The sequence below is a fragment of the Caldicellulosiruptor hydrothermalis 108 genome (assembly GCF_000166355.1).
GTDB classification, from domain to species: domain Bacteria; phylum Bacillota; class Thermoanaerobacteria; order Caldicellulosiruptorales; family Caldicellulosiruptoraceae; genus Caldicellulosiruptor; species Caldicellulosiruptor hydrothermalis.
Genome location: NC_014652.1, coordinates 88,301 through 109,212 on the forward strand (window position 1 = coordinate 88,301; position 20,912 = coordinate 109,212).

Genomic DNA, 20,912 nt, shown 5'->3' on the forward strand with positions numbered 1-20,912 from the left:
AAATATTTGGACACAAAAATAAAAAATGAATGAGGTGTTGACAGAGTGATAAATAAAAAGGGTAGCAGATATGTAAAAGTAGATCCATGGTGCATCATAGAAGAAAATTTTGACAAATCAAACATGAGGGTTTTAGAATCTCTGTTTACTGTGAGTAACGGTTACATTGGTACAAGAGGCTACTTTGATGAGTTTTACACAGGGGATACTCACATCGGCACTTACGTTGCAGGTGTGTTTGAAGAAATATATGAAAAACCTTCGTACAAAGGAGTGCCAAACAGAACCCAGTTTGTTGTCAACAATGCAAACTGGCTGTACACAAGAATTATTGCAGATGGTGAGGAGCTTGACCTGAACCATTCTAATTTTTCGGAGTACAAAAGAGTGCTTGATCTTAAAAAAGGTATTTTGACAAGAGAATTTATTTGGCACACCGAAAAAGGGTCAAGTTTTAAGCTCAAGTTTGAAAGATTTATTAGCATGACTAAAAGCAATGTATGCTGTCAGAAGATAGAAATCACATCGTTGAATAAAAGTGGTAAGGTAAAAATCATCAGTGGGGTTGATTTTTCTCACAAGCACAGGATATATGACACAAACTACTGGGAGGGCTTATTTAAATCAAATGAAAATGATTACATCTCTATTGGATGTAAAACAATAAAGACCAACAAAATAAGCATTGCAAACTTTAAAATAGAGGCAAACAAGGCATGTGAGCAAGGAATTGTTGAAGGAGAGAAGATCATAGCAAAAGAGATGGTTTTTGATATAGAAGAAAATGAAACCATAGAGATTGAAAAGGTTGTTGTTATAAATTCGTTTGATAGATTAAATGAAAATTTGCAGAGCAAAAATGGAAAGCTTTGTCAGTCCGTATTTGGTCAATATAGCTATTCAAAGCTGAAACAAGAGCACGAAAGATTCTGGGAGAGGATGTGGGAAGAAGTTGATATTGAAATAGGGCAAGATAGCGAAAATCAGCAGGGTATAAGGTTCTGCATATTCCAGATGCTGCAAGCATACTCAGGCATGCAACAGGTTGTTGCTGGGATTGGTGCAAAAGGTTTAAGCGGTGAAGTATACAATGGCAATTCGTTCTGGGACAGTGAAGTTTACTGTCTTCCATTCTACCTATTTACAAACATTGATGCAGCAAAAAAGCTTTTAGAGTTTAGATACTATACCCTGCCCCAGGCACAACAAAGAGCTAAAGAGCTTGATTTGAAAGGAGCATTTTATCCAATCGCCACAATTGATGGCACAGAGTCATGTACGCTGTGGCAGCATGCGAATTTGCAGCTTCAGGTAAGTACAGCCGTTGCATATGGACTTTATCACTATTATATTGTCACAAAAGATGAAAAGTTTTTGTTTGAAAAAGGGACAGAGATATTAATTGAAGTTTGTAGGATGCTGGAGAGTAGGTGTCAACTTGGGCAAAAAGATGGCAAGTATGGCTTTTTTGGAGTAATGGGACCTGATGAGTTTCACATGATGGTAAACAACGATTTTTACACAAATTACATGGCAAAAAAGAGTTTAGAGTTTACAATAGAGGTCTTGAAACTACTAAAAGCCAAAGATGAAAAATTATATAATGAAATAACCAGAAAAACAAAACTTGAAAGAAATGAAGTTGAAAGATGGGCTGATATTGCAAAAAATATGAAAATAATTCAAGACCCTCAGAGCAAGGTGTTTGAACAGCATGAAGGCTATTTTAACCTGCCTCATATTGAACTTTCAACAATTCCCGAAGACCAAATTCCAATATACAAAAATTGGGCCTATGACAGGATATTCAGGTATGACATGATAAAACAGCCTGCAGTTTTGCTCTGCATGCTTCTTTATAGCTGTGACTTTTCTTTTGAAGAGAAAAAAGCAAATTATGACTATTATGATTTGAGGTGTATTCATGAATCGTCACTGTCTCCTTCAATTCATTCTATTCTGGCATGTGAACTTGGCTATTATGACAAGGCTTATGAGTACTTCAGGTATGCCACACGCCTGGACCTTGACAATTACAACAGAAACACTGAAGAAGGACTTCATATAACCTCGCTGGCTGCGGCATGGCTGAACATCGTCTACGGTTTTGGTGGTATGAGATCTGATACAGCGCCCATAAAGCTTGCTCCAATCATTCCAGATAACTGGAGTTATTATTCTTTCAGAATCAAATATAATGGAGCGGTATTAAAGATAGTTGTAGACCCACAGTATGTTACTATCAAAAAGCTCAAAGGTGCAGATGTTGAGCTGATGGTTTATGATAAAACCTACACCATAACAGAAGATGAGATTAAAATCCCGCTTCAGAAAAGGAGGTAAATTTGATTTTGAGCTGGAGAATTTCAAAAGAGGGGTTTAACCCCTCTTCAATAGAATTGGACGGTAGCAGATTTCTAATTGCAAATGGATACATGGGATACAGAGGAACCTTAGAAGAGTTTGGAAAAAATGAGCTTGTTGCGTGCACTGTTGCAGGTGTTTACGACAGGTATGATGATAAATGGCGAGAGTTAGTAAACGTGCCAAATGGACTTTTTGTAAAAGTGTATTATAACAATACCCTTCTTTCTCCAATGACTTTCCAAGATTGTGCTCACACTTATGGTCTTGATTTGAAAGATGCGTATTATTTCAGAAACACAAAGTTTTTTGTTGATAAAGAGAAGTGGATAAGAATAAAAACAAAAAGATTTGCAAGCAGCACAGATTACCATCTTTTGTGCTTAGAATATTCTATCACTGCAAATTTTGATTGTGAAATAGGAATAGAAACAGGAATTGATTGTGATATATGGGAGATAAACGGACCGCATTTTAAAGAGATGTCATTCCAAAATTTAGATGGAATTTATGTGACCCATCTAATAACCAATGAAGGTAAAAACCTCGTAGTGGCTGAAACAGCTGATCATTTAGATAATTTCATTAATGAGGAATACTTACGCTTATATGTAAGGAAAAGCAAGGTGAAATTGGCAAGTGATAAAGAGTTTAAGTTCTATAAATACATGTGCGTTACCCACTCACTTGAGTTCGAAAAACCGTTTGATGAAGCAATAAAAAGAATAAATGAGGCTAAAAACTTGGGTTTTGACTATTTTTTTGAAAAGCACAGAGAAAGATGGCAAGAAAGATGGAGCATATGCGATATCAGTATAGATGGTGATGAAAAGGCAGCGTTATCTCTTCGATTTTCCATGTATCATCTTCTAAGTATTGCTCCTTATCATTCTGAAAAACTTTCAATCCCTGCACGTGGACTTTCTGGGCAGATGTACAAAGGTGCAATATTCTGGGACACAGAAATTTTTATGCTTCCTTTTTTCTCATATACACTTCCAGATGTTGCACGGAATTTAGTAATGTATCGTGTACATACCTTGGATGGAGCAAGAAGAAAGGCAAAAGAGTACGGCTTTGAAGGTGCATTTTATGCATGGGAAAGCCAAGAGACTGGTGATGACGCATGTAGTCTTTTCAACGTCACAGATGTGATTACACAAAGATCCATAAGGACATATTTTCGGGACAAACAAATACACATAAGTGGCGATGTTGTTTATGGATTTTTTACCTATTACAATGCAACAGGCGATTTTTCAATCTTCTTAGAAGGTGCAGCAGAAGCTGTATTTGAGTGTGCAAAGTTCTATTACTCTTATGCGTATTATAAACCATTAAAAGACAGATTTGAAATTTTAGATGTTACAGGACCTGATGAATACCATGAAAGAGTAAATAACAATGCCTACACTAACAGAATAGCAAAGTTTACCTTTGAAAAGGCTATATGGTTATATGACATCCTAAAAGAGAAGTATCCAAATATCTTACAAGAAATTGACTCAAAAACATGTATTTCCCAGTATATTGAAAAAATTAAAGAAGCAGAGCAAAAGATGTTCCTACAAAAGCCAAATGAAGAAGGGATCATTGAGCAGTTTGACGGTTACTTTAAGTTAGAAGACATAGAAGTTGAAAAGCTAAAAGACAAGATGCTACATCCTTATGAGTACCTTGGCGGTGGAAATGGTTTGGCAACTCAAACTCAGGTGATAAAACAGGCTGATGTAGTTGTGCTTTTGAATTTATTTGAAAGTGAATATGAAAAAGAAATCTTAAAAGCAAACTGGGAGTACTATAACAGACGCACAGAACATGGCTCTACCCTCAGCTACAGCATGTACGGGCTTTTAGCTGCGAAACTTGGTAAGCTAAAAGATGCTTATGAATACTTTTTGAAAACGGCACTGATAGACTTAGAAGGAAATTACAAGCAGTATGTTGGGAACTTGTACATTGGAGGTACACATCCTGCCGCAAACGGTGGTGCATGGATGGCAGCAGTGTTTGGTTTTGGTGGAATTAGGGTAGAGGGGACTAAAGTTGAGATAGATCCACATCTTCCCGCACATTGGAAAAGCCTTAGATTTAATTTAATAATTCATGGAAACCTATTTGAGTTTGAGATTTCAAATAGCAAAATTCTGATAAAAAGCACCAGGTTAAAGGATTCAAAAAATAGAAGTTACAGAATTGTAGCAAATAAAAGTGAATTTATACATGAAATAGGCCAGTTGCTTGAAATAAATTTGAAAGGAGAATGAAGCATTGGTTCCTATCAAAGTTCTTCTAAAAAGGATAGAAGGTGCAATATTTGACTTGGATGGTGTCATCGTAGACACAGCAAAATATCACTATTCTGCGTGGAAAAAGCTTGCGAACATGTTGGGGTTTGAATTTACTGAAAAGGACAATGAAAAGCTCAAAGGTGTTAGCAGAAAAGAGTCGCTTGAAATACTTCTCAAAATAGGTGGCAAAGAAAATGAGTTTAGTGAAGCCCAAAAAGAAGAATTGATGGATATAAAAAACAGCTGGTATTTGGAGTATATCAACAAGCTGACAGAAGATGAGATTCTTCCGGGCGCAAAAGAGCTCATATTGACCTTAAAAGAACAAGGCATAAAAACGGGATTAGCAACAGCAAGCAAAAATGCAATGTTGATACTTGAAAGGCTCAACATAAAAGATTTGTTTGACGCAATTGTTGATGGTACGCAGATATCCCGGGCAAAACCTGACCCTGAAATATTCTTAAAGTGCGCTCAAAAACTCAAAATAGACCCACAAAAGTGCGTTGTGTTTGAAGATGCAGCAGCAGGCATAAAAGCAGCAAAACTGGCTGGAATGTTTGCAGTTGGAGTGGGTTCGTGTGATATGCTGGGAGAAGCTGATATAGTTATTTGCAGCTTAGACCAGTTAATAAAGGAACTCAAGTAACGGCAATAATTATATTAATATAAAAATATTGTAATAAAAGGAGGTTGCAAAATGATAAAAAAGCTATGTAGTTTAATTTTAATTATGGTTTTTCTTTTTAGTTCTTTTCCAGTTGCATTCGCAGACATCAGAGTAGAGACTCCTTACATGGAATACCAAGGAGATACTTTGAAGTTTTACTCTACAGTTGAAAGCGACATATATGGGGAACTTTCTATAGGGGATGAAGTATTAGTTTCGGTTTACGCAATAAAAGAGGATGGCAATAGCATTTTGTTAGGACAAGGGAAAATTGTTATACTTGATGTGTATCAAGACCAAACGGATGGTAAGGTCTACTACAATGGGTCGAACTACAACTTAATAGAAACCAGCATTCCAGTATCAAGTGCGCTGCTGACAAATTCCTCTAAAATCAAGTTTTATACAGCGACATTGAATAAAATCACTAATACATCTAATTCATCGTATTCTATTTTTGCACTTCCACCAATCATCCTGCCAAATCCTGCATCTGTTGATAAAACAGCTCTTGGAAATGCGGACTTGGAACTGAGCATGTATCTTCCTACATCTGTGCAAATATCAAAAATTGTTAAAGCAGCTACTCAGACCGAACTTAAAAAGGACATAGATTATGTTGTATCGAATAACAAACTCTATTTTAAAAATACCTATGTCAAAAATTTAAGCTTAGGTCAAAATGAATTTGAGATATATGACAACTTTGGGAATATAACAATTTTAAAAATAAATGTGACTGAGTCTGCTCACGTTCCATCAAACCAGCAAGGTTCAACTCCATCTCAGAGTTCTGGCTCAGCAGCAACAAATGCAGGTAGTAATCAACAGGGAAGTTTTCAACAACAGCCCGCAGAAGATAGGTCAAAATTAGAAAGTCCTATACAACTTTCAGTAGACGAGAATTTAAATACAGCAAATGCCACAGTAGACAAAGATACAATTTCTAAGTTGTTACTTTCACAAAAAGTGGAGGAGACGAAGAAATTAGTTTTAGATGTCAAAGCACAAGAAAATATAAGCACATATAATATGAACTTGCCAAAAGACACTTTGCAAGTTCTTTCTGACAAGGTGGAAAGTCTCAAGATTACAACACCAGTATGTAGCTTGGAACTAAATAAGACACTCCTACAAGATATAAAAGACAAAGAAGTTTCTGTCAAAGTGTCTAATAAAACAGAGAATATTGCCGAGAGCGTAAAACAAATTTTGGGTCAAAAACCAATAGTTTCAGTTCAAATCACTGCAGGGGATGCAAAATTAGAAAGCTTGGGCAAAAGTGCGGTCAAGCTTGAGATTCCGTACAAGCCATCGGCAATTGAAAAGGAAAATACTCACAAGCTTGTTGGTGTGAGGATTGATGGAGACAATATTGTAACTTTAAAGCAAAGCTTTTATTCTGCCCAGGATGGCCATTTCGTAATTTTTACAGATCATTTGAGCGATTTTTCTCTCCTTTACAGGGATGTTAGCTTTGACGATGCGTTCTATTCATATGCTAAAAAACAAATTGAGTTTTTAGCGACAAGAGATGTTATAAAGGGTGTTGGGAAGAACAAATTTATGCCTAAGAATAATATCACACGTGCAGATTTTGTTACATTAATTGTAAGAGCATTTGGACTTGAAGCTCGAGTGGACTCTAACTTTGATGATGTCCTTCCATCAGATTATTATTATCAAACGGTAGGTATCGCAAAGAAACTTGGCATTGTAAATGGTGTTGGCAACAACAAGTTTGAACCAAAGAAAAATATCACACGTGAAGATGTAATGTGCATATTGGCAAGAACACTAAAGGTTTTGGGTTTACTGATAACAAATGTTGAACCAGAAAAGGTTTTAGGCAAGTTTAATGATGCTGAGCAAATCTCAAGTTATGCAAAAGATGCAATCGCACAGCTTGTAAATGCTCAAATTGTAAGTGGTTACAATAACATGCTAAGTCCAAAGAGGAATCTCACAAGGGAAGAATCTGCTGTGCTTTTGTACAATATCTACCAGAATATTCTCTTGAGGTAAATTTATAAATAAACGGGGAGGGAAAAGATGCTATGAAAAGAAGGCTTGTTTCAATCATAACCATTCTTATTCAACTACTGAGTTTGATTGCATATGTGCCGGCAGTTCATGCCCAAGGCTTGCCTGATTTGATTGTTACAGATATTACGTGGCAGCCAGCAAATCCTCAGGCAGGCGACAAGGTACTCTTCAGTGTAACAATCAAAAATGTAGGTGATGCACCAACTCCAAGCGGAGTTGTCCATGGTGTTGGATTTCACATTGACAATGACTATACACGATTTTGGTGGACTGATAACTTCACAGGGCCCTTGCAACCTGGAGAAGAGAAAACACTGACAGTGACAGGTGGAATGGGTGGTCCTGATAGAAATCTGCCAACCTGGGATGCTATTGGTGGGCGTCATACCGTATGGGCGTTTGTTGATGATTACGACCCAAATCCAGGTGACGATATAACAGGTAGAATAAAAGAGAGCAATGAAGACAACAATGTGTTCGGGAAAGAAATACTTGTTACAGCTTCATCAAGTGGTCCACGAATTGTCAGAATAAAGAGTGCATGGACAGGCCAGTATGTTTATCAAGCAGGGGATAAACTTGAGTACAGCTATGACATACCTGCAGAAGATGCCCGTTCACAGTGGATAATTGAAGAGTTTGAAGGCAGTATCAGAATTAAAAATAGAGCAACGTACAATTATATTCACATTGAAAATTATGATTCAAAGAAATATGTTGAATGCGGCAATATAGATGATAGCTGGTACAGCGCACGCTGGGTACTGGAGGAAGCAGGAGGTTCATATAGAATAAAAAGTGCATACAAAAATACACAGTATTTGAATATAGAGGGAAATCCTGGTCATGTTGTTTTGAGTGAAGTCTACCCTGAATGGGATTCCGCGAAATGGATTTTGGAAGATGTTGATATTACTCAAGACTATACAGCACCACTACCTGACTTGGTTATTGAGGATGTATACTGGGAGCCGGCAAATCCTCAAGAAGGCGATGATGTTTTGTTCAAAGTAAAAGTTAAAAATATTGGCGAGGGTGCTGTCCAACAAGGAGAACAGATTGCAGCAGGTTTTAATGTAGATGGCAAAGCACCATGGTTTTGGACTGATCTTTACACAGGCGGTTTGGCGGTAGGACAGAGCATTGTCTTGCCAGTTATAGGCGGTACTGAAGGAAAGTATTGGAAAGCAAAGAGCGGAATTCACACTCTTTATTGCAATGTAGACGATTATGACCCTGACCCGAATGATGACAAAGTGGGTAGAGTAAAAGAGAGCAATGACAATAACAACTCATTCCACAAGCGACTGCCATATATTCCAAAAGCCCAACCAAAGGAAGAACCGCTGCCTCTTATATGTGGCGCAGTCTATGTTGGTGGAAAATTGAATGTTGCAAAAGATGTTTACCATAATGATACAAGAGCAGAAAATAAGGTAAAGCAAATAAGAGAGAAGTTTAATAATCTTAAGAACAACAATAATGTTGATGCTTCGTTATTTGATGAACTGGCTAAATATAAGATTGAAAAGGTGGTTGTTGGAACTCCAAATCCTGCTAACACCAAGCCAAGCAAATTTGCTATGTATTGGGATGAGAATTACTTATACGCAGTTGTTCGAGTTTATGACGCTGCAAAGAGAAAAGATGCACCAGATCCAGGGCAAATATGGAATAATGACAGTGTTGAGATTTATCTTGATATGGACAGAAACAAAGAAGATTCTTATACATCAGATGATTTCCAGTACTTCTTTGGCTGGAACTATGAACAGCCAATGGAATTTAAACACAATGCAATTCAAAATGTAAGATTTACTCAACATGATTTTGATGATGGTTATGGAATGTTAATCGAGATTCCGTGGACAACACTTGGCGTATCTGCTCAGAAGAACATGGTATTTGGTTTTGATATAGCAATAGATGATAACTACGCAAATCAAACCCGCGGGTGCCAATATATTTGGAATTCAAAAGATGACCAGGCATGGCAGTATCCAAATAGGTTTGGTGACTGTCAGCTTGTTTTGGGCCTGGGAACTCCAAAGCAGCTTCCACCACAACAAAAACAACAAGCTCAAAAACCAGAAGCACCACCATATCAAGTACCAGCTGGCATTGGAGCAAGCGTGCCATGGATAGAGCTTGAAGCAGAAAGTGCATCAACAAACGGTGATATCATAGGACCATCTTATGAGGTCAATGATGAAGCAAATGAAGCATCCAACAGAAGGTTTGTAAGACTTGATCAGGTTGGAGAATATGTAGAGTTTACTGTACCCAGTGAAGTAAATTCAATTGTTGTAAGGTACAGCATCCCTGATAGCGACGATGGTAAAGGAATTGATGCAACACTTTCGCTTTTTGTAAATGGTCAGTTTAGACAGAAATTGAACCTTACATCAAGATACAGCTGGGTATATGGAGCATACCCGTGGAGCAACGACCCATCTTTTGGTGCACCAAGGTATTACTTTGATGAAGTGAGAGCATTGATTGGGCAGGTTAACCCAGGAGATAAAATAAGGTTGCAGGTGGACAGTGGTGATGATTCGCCATACTATGACATTGACCTGATAGACATTGAAAATGTGCCACCACCACTTACAAAACCAGATAATTTCCTGGACATAAGAGATTTTGGTGCAATACCAAATGATGGAAAGGATGATACAAAAGCTATTTATGATGCAATTTTCGCTGCAAAACAGCAGGGCAAGGGTGTATGGATACCTGAGGGCGTGTTTGAAAAATTAGAAGGACCTGTTGTTGACAATGTATACAGTGGTTTTAGCGGCACAGGCTACGTAAAAGGCTTTGATGTAATTGGAGCAACAGAGAAACTACTCATAACAGGTATACCATCAGATGGAAATAATACAATGGAAATTCGATACTCAAATGCAACAAACACTAATCAGACACTATCGTTCATAGTAAATGGAAAGAGATATGAAGTTTCACTGCCGCCAACTGGTAGTTGGGATAGTTGGCAGACTGCAACAATTGATGTTGCGCTCAATACCGAAAGAAACCTGCTTCAGATAATTCATCAATATGAGGATACAGGGAATATTTACCTTGACTATGTAAAAGTGAACACTACCTTGTTCGAAGCAGAAGACGGGTGGCTGACATGTCCAATATATGTTGATAATGTGACAATTAGAGGAGCCGGCATGTGGTACTCAACAATAAGTGGTCCATACTCGCAATTTGTTCTGATGGGCAACAACTGCAAATTCTACGATTTTGCAATATTTGGTGAGACAAATTCAAGAATTGATGAGCTTGACGACAATGCATTCTCAGGCTGGGGAGGAACAGGATCTGTTCTTGAGAACATTTGGGTTGAACATAAAAAATGTGGATTTTGGGTTGGAAACTCTAAATACGGCAGAACTGATGGACTTGTTATCAGAAACTGCAGATTTAGAAACTTAATGGCTGATGGTGTAAATCTTTGTGATGGTACTATTAATTCAATAATTGAAAACTGCCATGCAAGAAATACCGGCGATGATGCTTTTGCAATTTGGTCTGCAACATACAACCAAAATGTTTGGGCATGTGAAAATAATATTATACGCAATAACACTGTACAACAACCATGGCTTGCACAAGGAATAGCAGTGTACGGAGGCAGTAACAATATTGTAGAGAATAACCTAATAATAGATGTCCCAACATCTGCAGGAATATTAATTAGCACTACATTCCCGTGCATACCATTTAGCGGAATAACAGAAATAAGAAGAAATAGTATCATAAGAGCTGGTGAGCCAAGTGGTAAATTGGGGGCAATAAGGATAATGTCTGACCAGCAAGATATATCTGGAATTGCAATAAAGGACCTTGACTTATATGATTGTACAGATGTGGGAATAAGGTTTATGGGCACAAAACAAGCAAATGGAATTGTATTTGAAAATGTTCGTATTAACTACACTGGTTCATATGGTATATACGCATCAGGTGAGACAAAAGGTACAGTTATATTTAAGAATGTAACAATTGACAATACCGCACTTGAGAAGGTAATGATAGAGACACCTAATATGAATGTTCAAAAACTTGAAGGTAACAACTGGTAATTTCTCTTTTCCCCCACTTTGCACATAACGCAAGGTGGGGGTTGTTTTTATAAGTTTAAACAACAACTAATAATTTGTAAATTTTTATATGATATAATTAGAAATATAAACTTATCAAGGAGTGTTTTAAGTGTATAAAAGCATAAAATATAGAATCACACTTGTAACATCTATCATATTCATCGGATTTATACTTTTAGTCGCAATGGCTTCGAACTTTATATTTAAAGATTTTTTAATGGATTATTACTACCAGCTATTGCAAAAAAATGACCAGAGCATAATCAATAATTATAAAATTTATGTAACGCTCATAGAAGAGTCTGCAAAACAGATTGGTACAAATAGTAAAGTGTTTGACCTGTTAAAAAACAATAATACAGAAGGCAATATAACGGAGATTTTAGATGGCATCAAATTATCTAATACAAGAATATTGGCAGTTATATTGTATGATACAAATGGAAGATATTACACTTCAAGCTATGTTGTAGACTATCCAACATTGAGTGAACTTTTAAAGGATAAAAGAATAAAAGAGTTTGTTGCCAATGATAAAAAGCAAAGCTTGTGGTTGATTAGAAATAGAGGGTTAGCCCCGTACTACAATAACACATATTATAAAAGCGCCTATGGCGTTGTAAGTTTTATTTCTAAAATATATGATGAAAATAAAAGACTCTGTGGATATCTTGTGATTGATATAGACCCTAAATATTTTTACCAGCGGCACTTTGGAGTTTCTGATCATGCTGACATTTCGGTTTATCTTTATGATAAGGATATTGGTCTGCTACCACGCCAGGATGAACAGACTCAAACCCTCTTAAAACTTTCCTCTGTTATAAAAAATAGAAAAATAGACACTAACACTTTAAAGAAAGAAAATTCGCTGATAAGAATTGACGATAACACATTACTTGATATAGTCAGAATTTTTGAGTCGGGATATATTGTCATTTTATATGACATAAGTGAATTTGGCAGGGATATTTTAACTTATACAATTCTGATAGTGATAGTAAGTAGCTTATTGATCGGAATGTCGTTTTTATCAAGTACCATTTTAACCCAAACAATATACAAACCATTAATAAATCTGGTTGACAAGATAAGAAAATACAATTATAGTAGCTGACATCATTCACTTTTAGCTTTTATTTTAATCAAAATGGTTGTGCCTTTGTTTTTTTCACTTGAAATAAACAAACCGTATTCTTTACCATATTCGATTTTAAGTCTTTCATCGACGTTTTTTAGCCCATAACCGCCTCTGCTGTTTTTGCTTAAATTATCTAATTCCGAAGGATCAAATCCTACTCCATTGTCTGAAACTTCAATATGTAAATCCTCATTAACTAACATACTTTTTACAACGATGAGTCCTTTTTCTTTCTTAGGCAAGATTCCATGTTTTATGGAGTTTTCCACAAGCGGCTGTACAGTAAATTTGAGAATCTTCATGTCCATTGTTTCAGGAGCAATTTCAAACTCAATGTCAAACTTATTAGGAAATCTAATCTTTTCGATAGCAACAAAATTTTTTACAAGCTCTATTTCATCAGATAATCGTATGTACTTTTCACCTCTATGCAAACTTATACGATAGAACTTGGCTAAAGCCATAACAATATTTTCAATTTCAGGCTGTTTTTTAATTTTTGCAATCCATGCTATGGCGTCAAGAGTATTATAAAGAAAATGTGGATTTATTTGTGACTGCAGTGCTGTCAGTTCAAGCTCTCTTTGTTTTTCCATATCATGATTGATTGTTTCAACTAAGTTACTTATTCGTTTGGTCATTTCTTCAAATGCAAGTTCTAACTCCCATATCTCATCATGTAAGTTTTTATATATGTAGGGCTTAACATTTTTTGTTTGACCTATAGAATTAATTCTATTTAATAAAAATCTGATGGGATTGGTCAAAGAAGAAGCCGCCTTGATTGCTATTATAACACACAATATCAATGTAATGAGTACAAGCCATATTATTACAACGTTGATTTTTGTAAGCTGTTCTTTTAAGTTGGATAATGGTAGAAGGCTTACAATAAACCATCTACAATTAAGACGTTCAAGATTTTCGCTGGGTCTGCTGATTGCAACAAGAAACTGCCCTTCGTTTATTGTTCTCAATGAGTAACTAAATTCTTTTTTGGCATCAGAAAGCCAATTTTCAAAGATGATGCTCCCCACATACTTACTTTCAGGATGGCTGATGATTTTGTTCTGCTGGTCTATAACTAAGGTGGAAACAATATCCGATGACTTGCTTTTGTTACATATCTTAGCAATACTGTTTTCATCAATCAGCATCAGAAGGTAGCCCAAATACTGACCGGTATAAAAATTATAATATCTTTTTCCAAGAACTATATAATTGTTTCCATTATCTTTTACTACAGGACCCCATACGAATAAGTTTCTTCTATCTTCTATATGAGAAAGTAACTCTTTTGTGATGAATAAAGAAGGGTTTACCTTGGTGTTAAAGTTAAATACCTCACCTTTCTTGGTTACAATTACAATGTCACCAATATAATCATTTATTCCCAAGGTGTTTAAATATGTTGTTAATTTTTTCTCTTTTTCATTGTACGATAAATTGGTATTAGATAAAAGATCATATATATCTTGATTTTGAAGTAGTCTTACCGAAGTAAGATTTATGTTGGTAAGAAGTAAATAGATACCTTCTTGGATATCACTGTGGATGTCCTTGAGGTGCTTGTAGTAGTATTTTTGGATTATGAACTCACTAAACATACGCGAAAAAGAGATTATAATGAATGTAAAAATCACTATACCCAGCACTAAAAAGAAGGTTATTCTACTTTTTAGTTTAAATATTCGCAGAAAGTTAATTTTCATCTTTCAATTCACCTGCAAAAGTATGATAATCTACAAATTCTTTTGGAGTATAACCCGTATATTTTTTGAATAGCTGACTAAAATATTTAGCGTCCTGATATCCCACTTTTTCAGCAACCTCGTAGACTTTCAGGTTTGTTGATAAAAGCAATTCCTTTGCCTTAGAAATTCTGTATTCAACGAGGCAATCATAAAATGTTTTTCCCAGTTCATCTTTGAACAAGTGCATCAAGTGGGAAGTGCTGATGTGAAGTTTATTTGCCACTTCGTCAATAGTGATATCCCTGTTATAGTTTTCAACAATCATTTTTAATGCATCTTTGACCTCTTTTCTGATGCCAATTAAGTCCTTATCCCGTGCACAGCCAATTATATTTAGCTCTGGCAAAGGAGAATAATTTGAAGCAAAGGTAGCTTCTCTATAAGCTTTAGATATATTATCCCATAGGTGTACATCACTAATTCCCACTGCCACAGTAAAATTATCATTTTGAAATTTTCTATTAATTTTTTTCATCAAATAACAAAATTCGTTTTTAAGCTGTTCATAGAGAGTATCTGTGTCACCATCAAGACCAATTATTATGACAAATTCATCTTCGTCTTTTTCCAGACAAATGCCACCATTTGAAATGCGTGCAAATACATTTTTTAATATTTGGCTATTTATGTACTCTTTTAGCATACGTAAATGTTCGTTTGCGGTTAAGGCACTCTTCTCATAATTTGTAATTCTAATAGTTATTACCATTATATTGTTTGAGTCAATCTTAAAATAAGAGAGAGTTTCTTTAATTAAACGGCTATCAGAAATCTTTCCATATACAATTTCTCTCAGTAAATTAACTTTTAAAGCTGAAATATTATTCTTAAAGCTATTGTAAGAGTCAATAAAATTTCTTTCGCTTTCTATCTTCTTTATTACCTTTTGGATTGTTTCAATAAGTTCATTGTTATCGATGGGCTTTAGTATATAATTTGTTGCACCATACTTTATTGCTGCTCTTGCGTACTCAAAATCGTCATATGCACTTATTACTATCAGGTGAGAATTAATTTCATTTTCTCTCAATTTTTTCATAAATTCTACACCATCTAATATGGGCATTCTAATATCAGTAATGATAATATCAGGATTGAGCGTTTTAGCAAGGTTTAGAGCATCTTCTCCATTATCGGCTTCTCCAACTATTTCTATTTGATATTTAGCCCAATCAATCGTTTGCTTGAGTCCTTCTTTGACATAGTACTCATCATCCACAATCATCATTTTGTACATCTTAAATCACCCAATTAATATTTTACCACAAACAATGTGCTGTTTTAATGAAAAGTTGTAAAACGTCCACGTGCCAAAAAAGTTAAACTCAAAACAAGATATTCAGATTTTAAAAGATGTTTTTTTGATTTATTATAATTACAAACAATATACAAAATCAAATTGATAAAAGGAGGTATTTTCAGTGAAAAATTTTAAAAAGATTTTAGCGCTTGTTGTTGTGATTGTGTTTATGGTAAGTCTAATAGGAATGCTTGACAGCACTGGAGTAGATGCAAAGACCGCAGAAAAGGTTAAAATCAGAGCAGTGACATATTTCACAGGTGCAGATCCATGGACAAACACATGGAAAGAAGTTATTAAAGACTTTATGAAGAAGAATCCAAATGTGGAAATTATCGATGAAGCAACTCCTACTACAAATGATGCTATACGAACCAAAATTAAAACAGACTTTGCATCAGGCAACGAACCGGATGTAACATTCTTCTTTGTAGGTGCAGACGCAGAACCACTACTAAAGTCTGGCAAAGTATTTATCTGGGATAACGAATTAAAGAAAGATACAAAATGGAGCAGCAACATTTACAAGAGCGCACTTGCATTTACAACTTACAATGGTCCCATCAAAGAATACAAAGGAAAAGTATATGCAATACCAACCATAGGCTTTTATGAAGGATTATATGTAAATGTCGACTTATTCAAAAAATACAATCTTCCACTTCCAACCGATTGGAATAAGTTTATAAAAGCGGTTAACACATTCAAATCAAAGGGTATAATTCCAATAGCAGGCTCCATACTTGAATCATATTACTTAATTGAAACATTTATCCTTTCTGCTGGTGGACCACAGGGACGCAATACTCCGTTCCATCCAAGCTGGGAAAAAGGATTAAATATAATAAAGGACCTGTATAAGATGGGGGCATTTCCAAAGGATGCACTGACTTTGCAAGATTCTCAGGCACAGGCACTGTTTGCAGACAAGAAAGCTGCAATGATGATAAATGGTTCGTGGTGTGTAGGTGGCTTGAAAGACAAGGTTAACACAAAGATAATGCCAGTACCAGTTGTGCCTGGTGGCAAGGCACATCCGACCGACATAATTGGCGGTTTTGGTTCGGGATGGTATGTGAGCAAAGATTTGAACGCAAAGAAGAATGGTTGGCCAGTAAAATTTGTAAAGTATATAACATCTCCTGAAGTTGAGGCTAAATTTATTGCAGTTGGCGGTGTTCCAGCAATTAAATGTAAGGTCCCAAATGTTACTCCAGTTGCGCAAAGCGGTTATGATATGATGGCAAAAGCTAACTCTGTTTCGATGCCAATTGATGCACAGATATTGCCAGAAGCATTTACAAAGATTAGAACGGATTTGGCATACGTTGTGACAGGGAAGAAAACCGCAAAGCAGCTTTTGGCTGAAGCTAAGAAGATTCAAGACAGAGTAAAGAAATAATTGTTAGCAGGCTTTGAGGTAGGGAGATTAGCCAAAGGCTAATCTCCCTAATCGTTAAAAATAACCAAAGAGTACATAAATTTAAATAAGGAGTAGGATAGAAAATGCAGATACTGAAAAACAAAAAATATGCAATTTTGCTGTTATTTCCGGCACTAATTTTAGTAGGTGTCTTTATCTACTATCCCTTGTTTGCAACATTTTATTATAGTTTTTTTGACTGGCGAGATTTTTCTAACTATAAAACCTTTGTGGGACTTGATAACTATAGGCAGATGATAGAGGATTATGCTGTAAGAAAGGCACTTGTAAACACTCTCATTATGATGGTATGTGTAATTGTGTTTCAGGTTGGTATTGCTCTTGTCTTGGCTTTGATAGTAGACAGCATAAAAGCGGGGTATAAGTTTTTCAGAACAGTTTTCTTTTTCCCTGTTGTAATTTCTGGTACTGCAATAGGACTTATGTTTTACTTGGCATATGGATATGACTATGGACTGCTTAATGCAATTGCGACTGCTTTTGGAGGGCAAAAAAGGGTTTGGGTTACTGAGAATTCTGCTTTAACAATGGTTTTAATACCAGTAATATGGCAATATGTGGGCTTTTACTTTGTTATCTTTCTTGCAGCACTTTCAAAAGTTCCACAAGATATATACGAGTCAGCCTTGATTGATGGAATAACAGGGATAAAAAAAGCTGTTTATATAACAATTCCGCTTATTTGGGATGTTATTGCGGTTTGTATATCACTTGCAATTGTTGGTACATTTAAGGTATTTGACATAGTGTATGTTATAACTGGTGGTGGTCCAATGGATGCAAGTCAGGTTTTGGGTACTTATTTATATAAGGTTGCATTTACAGGCCAAAATCAGGGTTATGCTTCTGCAATTGGTGTATTAATAATTGTTCTTGGTGTGATTTTATCGGCAATCTCTAACAAACTTACAGAAAGAGAAACAATAACCTATTAGGAATGAAAGGGGCTTATAAAATGAGTGGAATGACTAAAAAATTCAGCTTTGCTGACGTGATTAAATATCTCATTCTTGTCCTGTGGGCGTGTACAACTATTTTACCACTTTTATGGGTTTTAAATAATTCATTTAAGGAGAGCAATGAGATTCTTTTAAATCCAATGAAATTACCATCAAAGCTTTCATTTTTCAACTACAGTCAATTAATAAGCTATGGGAACATGAATATATTTAGAGGATTTCTTAACAGCCTAATTATTTCAGGTAGTGTAGTCTTATTGGTTTTACTTTTTGGCGGTTTTGCCGCATACGTCATTGCAAGATTTGATTTCAAGTTAACTGGAATTGTTAAGATTTTTTTCACAGGCGCTATGTTGGTGCCAGCATTTTCAATAGTAATCCCATCATTGGTAATATTAAGAAAATTAGGTTTAAATGGTAGTTACTTAGCACTGATACTGCCCCAGACAGCTGGGCTTTTACCTTTTGCAACTTTGACTTTAGCAGGATTTATGAAAACCTTGCCAGTTGAACTTGAAGAGGCAGCTATAATAGATGGTGCTGGTGTTCTTAGAATATTTTTCAGGATAATTGTTCCTTTATCTATTCCAGGTTTAGTGACAGCGGCAATTTTTGTTTTTCTGTGGTCATACAATGACTTATTTATGTCACTCATATTTATACCTATTCGAGAAAAGCAGCCTATATGTGTACTGCTTTCCCTCGTTTCGAGTATTTATGGAACTAACTATGGAGCAATGATGGCAGCATTAATTATTACAGTTTTGCCGGTTATAATCTTATATGTATTCTTGCAGGAATATGTAATCAAGGGTATGACAGCAGGTGCAATCAAAGGTTGATTTTTGGATTGATAGGGTATGATTAAAAAGTTTAAAATAATAGTGTAAGAGAGGGAACATTGCAATGCATAAGATGCTAAAAGAAATTTATGAACAACCTTCTGTGATGAAGAGATGTTTTGAGAGCAATGTGGAAATTATAAGGCTTATTGCAAGAAATGTTAAAGATAGAAACATAAACAACATCATATTTGTTGCACGGGGTTCGTCTGACAACGCAGCGACATTTGGAAAATATATAATTGAAATATTATCAGGAATTCCAGCAGGGCTTGCAGCACCATCAGTTGCATCACTTTATAAAAAGAATCTTCAATTGGAAAAAACCTGTGTGATAGGTGTATCTCAACCTGGGCAATCAGAAGATATTTGTAGTTTTTTGGATATGGCAAAAGCAAATGGAGCGATGACCATTGCTATAACAAACAATCCGAGTTCTAAATTATCGCTTATTGCAGAGTATAAATTAAATATGAATGTTGGGATAGAAGAAGCCGTTGCAGCCACCAAAAGTTTTACTGCAGAAATAGTACTTTTAGAGCTTTTTGCAGCTTTTTTGGCAGAAGACGATAAGTTGGTTTTTGACCTATCAAATATTGAAAACATATTTGAAGAAGTACTTGGCAAAGAAGAAATAATTAGGGAAAATATCGAAAGATTTAGATATATGAACGAATGCTTTATTCTCGGACGAGGTGTCAGCTTCCCTGTAGCACTTGAATTTGCGCTAAAAATTCAGGAAACAAGTTATGTAAGGGCAAAAGGCTTTTCAACTTCTGATTTTAGGCATGGCCCTTTGGCAATGATAGATAAAAACATACCTGTGTTTATAATAGCCCCAGTTGATGAGACTATTGAAGATAATATAGAGATTGCAGAAAGATTGACCAAAGAAGGGATTGATATAATAACATTTAGTGATTCGGATAAGCTAAATAAGAAAGCTTGTAAATACGTAGAAATAAAAAAGGATTTGAATAAATTTATAAAACCTTTGTTTGTAATACCTCTGATACAGCTTTTTTCATATTATTTGTGTGTGTTAAAAGGAAATAATCCGGATAAACCTCGACATTTAAGTAAGGTGACCATTACAAAATAAACGTCCGCCCTTTTCTATTCTCCAAGGGCGGATTTATTAAAACTTGTAAGTTCTAAATGTTTTGAAACATCAATAGGAGAGGTAAGCATGAAAAAGGTAGTAATAGTAGATGATGAGGAAATTATAAGAGAAGGTCTTAAGACTTTCGTTAATTGGAAAAAATTAAATTATGAGGTTGTAGCTTTAGCTGAGAATGGTACTGAGGGATTGTACATAGTGGAAAAATATAAGCCAGACATTATTATCACTGACATCAGGATGTTTGGCCTAAATGGACTTGAGATGATAAAAGAGATAAAAAAGAAAAATAAAAAGAGTAAAATTATAATTATCACCGCCTACCGTAACATTGAATATGCACAAGAAGCAATTAAACTTGGAGTTTTTAGATTGCTTTTTAAGCCAGCCAAAACTGATGAAATTGAAAAAGCTGTGCAAGAAGCAATTGAGGAGATGGAATATGAAAGAATTACTGATGACAAAGAAGCTTTAAGGCAGTGTGTACTGCAGGTTATTAAAAGACAAAAAAACGAGGGAGAAGAAAAACCTTTAAGCTTTATGGCGAGCAAAATATTAAGCTACCTTTTAGAAAATTACTACAAAGAAATTTCTCTGCAAGAGTTGGCTGAAGAATTTTATATCAGTCACTGGCACCTCAGCAAATTGATCAAAAAGGAACTAGGTTTGAACTATACTGATTTAATCAATATTATCAGAATTGAACAAGCGAAAAGACTTTTAGCAATTCCACGGTATCGCGTCAATGAAGTTGGCAGTATGGTTGGATATAACGATAACACTTATTTTTGTAGAGTGTTTAAGAAACTTACAGGAATGTCTCCACAAGAATATAGAAATAAATATTTTGTAAATTAAAATTA

General features: G+C 35.5%; 13 protein-coding genes. 11 read left to right on the forward strand and 2 right to left on the reverse strand.

Going from position 1 to position 20,912, the window contains the following annotated elements; genetic code table 11:
- Window positions 1-45: 45 nt before the first annotated feature.
- The 6 genes from CALHY_RS00350 to CALHY_RS00375 all read left to right on the forward strand — a co-directional run bounded on the left by CALHY_RS00350 (window position 46) and on the right by CALHY_RS00375 (window position 12,606).
- Entirely contained in the window at window positions 46-2,343 is a 2,298-nt protein-coding gene (locus CALHY_RS00350; protein WP_013402045.1) for a glycoside hydrolase family 65 protein, read from the forward strand.
- A gap of 8 nt (window positions 2,344-2,351) precedes the next feature.
- Window positions 2,352-4,631, forward strand: a complete 2,280-nt coding sequence (locus tag CALHY_RS00355) for a glycosyl hydrolase family 65 protein (protein WP_041723252.1) — start codon at window positions 2,352-2,354, stop codon at window positions 4,629-4,631.
- Window positions 4,632-4,635: 4 nt separating this feature from the next.
- Window positions 4,636-5,304 carry a beta-phosphoglucomutase gene (pgmB, locus tag CALHY_RS00360; RefSeq protein WP_013402047.1) on the forward strand — a complete coding sequence of 223 codons (669 nt, stop codon included), beginning with the start codon at window positions 4,636-4,638 and terminating at the stop codon, window positions 5,302-5,304.
- Between the two features lie 51 nt (window positions 5,305-5,355).
- Window positions 5,356-7,350 carry an S-layer homology domain-containing protein gene (locus CALHY_RS00365; protein WP_013402048.1) on the forward strand — a complete coding sequence of 665 codons (1,995 nt, stop codon included), beginning with the start codon at window positions 5,356-5,358 and terminating at the stop codon, window positions 7,348-7,350.
- A 32-nt stretch (window positions 7,351-7,382) separates the two neighbouring features.
- Complete coding sequence (locus CALHY_RS00370) at window positions 7,383-11,468, forward strand: sugar-binding protein (RefSeq protein ID WP_013402049.1); 4,086 nt, start codon at window positions 7,383-7,385, stop codon at window positions 11,466-11,468.
- 130 nt (window positions 11,469-11,598) lie between these two features.
- Window positions 11,599-12,606: a cache domain-containing protein gene (locus tag CALHY_RS00375; protein WP_013402050.1), complete on the forward strand. Its 1,008-nt coding sequence runs from the start codon at window positions 11,599-11,601 to the stop codon at window positions 12,604-12,606.
- 2 nt (window positions 12,607-12,608) lie between these two features.
- On the opposite strand, the gene CALHY_RS00380 is transcribed toward CALHY_RS00375, so the two are convergent.
- Window positions 12,609-14,342, reverse strand: coding sequence for a sensor histidine kinase (locus CALHY_RS00380; RefSeq protein ID WP_013402051.1), 1,734 nt, complete (start codon window positions 14,340-14,342; stop codon window positions 12,609-12,611).
- A complete protein-coding gene (locus CALHY_RS00385) occupies window positions 14,332-15,621 on the reverse strand; it encodes a response regulator transcription factor (protein WP_238524550.1) in 1,290 nt (429 codons plus the stop codon). The genes CALHY_RS00380 and CALHY_RS00385 overlap by 11 nt, the downstream gene beginning before the upstream one ends.
- 184 nt (window positions 15,622-15,805) lie before the next feature.
- Between CALHY_RS00385 and CALHY_RS00390 the strand changes: the two genes are divergently transcribed.
- The 5 genes from CALHY_RS00390 (at window position 15,806) to CALHY_RS00410 (ending at window position 20,907) form a co-directional block, all read left to right on the forward strand.
- Window positions 15,806-17,086 (forward strand): ABC transporter substrate-binding protein, encoded by a 1,281-nt coding sequence (locus CALHY_RS00390; RefSeq protein ID WP_013402053.1) that lies wholly within the window; start codon window positions 15,806-15,808, stop codon window positions 17,084-17,086.
- Between the two features lie 104 nt (window positions 17,087-17,190).
- On the forward strand, window positions 17,191-18,063 hold the full coding sequence (locus CALHY_RS00395; protein WP_013402054.1) for a carbohydrate ABC transporter permease: 873 nt from the start codon (window positions 17,191-17,193) through the stop codon (window positions 18,061-18,063).
- 20 nt (window positions 18,064-18,083) lie between these two features.
- The gene (locus CALHY_RS00400) at window positions 18,084-18,929 is read left to right on the forward strand and encodes a carbohydrate ABC transporter permease (RefSeq protein WP_013402055.1); all 846 of its coding nucleotides are present in this window, start codon (window positions 18,084-18,086) and stop codon (window positions 18,927-18,929) included.
- A gap of 64 nt (window positions 18,930-18,993) precedes the next feature.
- On the forward strand, window positions 18,994-20,031 hold the full coding sequence (locus CALHY_RS00405; protein ID WP_013402056.1) for an SIS domain-containing protein: 1,038 nt from the start codon (window positions 18,994-18,996) through the stop codon (window positions 20,029-20,031).
- A gap of 87 nt (window positions 20,032-20,118) precedes the next feature.
- The gene (locus CALHY_RS00410) at window positions 20,119-20,907 is read left to right on the forward strand and encodes a response regulator transcription factor (RefSeq protein ID WP_013402057.1); all 789 of its coding nucleotides are present in this window, start codon (window positions 20,119-20,121) and stop codon (window positions 20,905-20,907) included.
- The last annotated feature ends 5 nt before the right edge of the window (window positions 20,908-20,912 follow it).

What these genes read in the sequence shown, in the direction of transcription:
- CALHY_RS00380 (WP_013402051.1), bottom strand. Translation starts at nt 14,342, where the DNA reads ATGAAAATTAACTTTCTGCGAATATTTAAACTAAAAAGTAGAATAACC.
- CALHY_RS00395 (WP_013402054.1), top strand. Translation starts at nt 17,191, where the DNA reads ATGCAGATACTGAAAAACAAAAAATATGCAATTTTGCTGTTATTTCCG.
- CALHY_RS00370 (WP_013402049.1), top strand. Translation starts at nt 7,383, where the DNA reads ATGAAAAGAAGGCTTGTTTCAATCATAACCATTCTTATTCAACTACTG.
- CALHY_RS00405 (WP_013402056.1), top strand. Translation starts at nt 18,994, where the DNA reads ATGCATAAGATGCTAAAAGAAATTTATGAACAACCTTCTGTGATGAAG.
- CALHY_RS00365 (WP_013402048.1), top strand. Translation starts at nt 5,356, where the DNA reads ATGATAAAAAAGCTATGTAGTTTAATTTTAATTATGGTTTTTCTTTTT.
- CALHY_RS00410 (WP_013402057.1), top strand. Translation starts at nt 20,119, where the DNA reads ATGAAAAAGGTAGTAATAGTAGATGATGAGGAAATTATAAGAGAAGGT.
- CALHY_RS00400 (WP_013402055.1), top strand. Translation starts at nt 18,084, where the DNA reads ATGAGTGGAATGACTAAAAAATTCAGCTTTGCTGACGTGATTAAATAT.
- CALHY_RS00385 (WP_238524550.1), bottom strand. Translation starts at nt 15,621, where the DNA reads ATGTACAAAATGATGATTGTGGATGATGAGTACTATGTCAAAGAAGGA.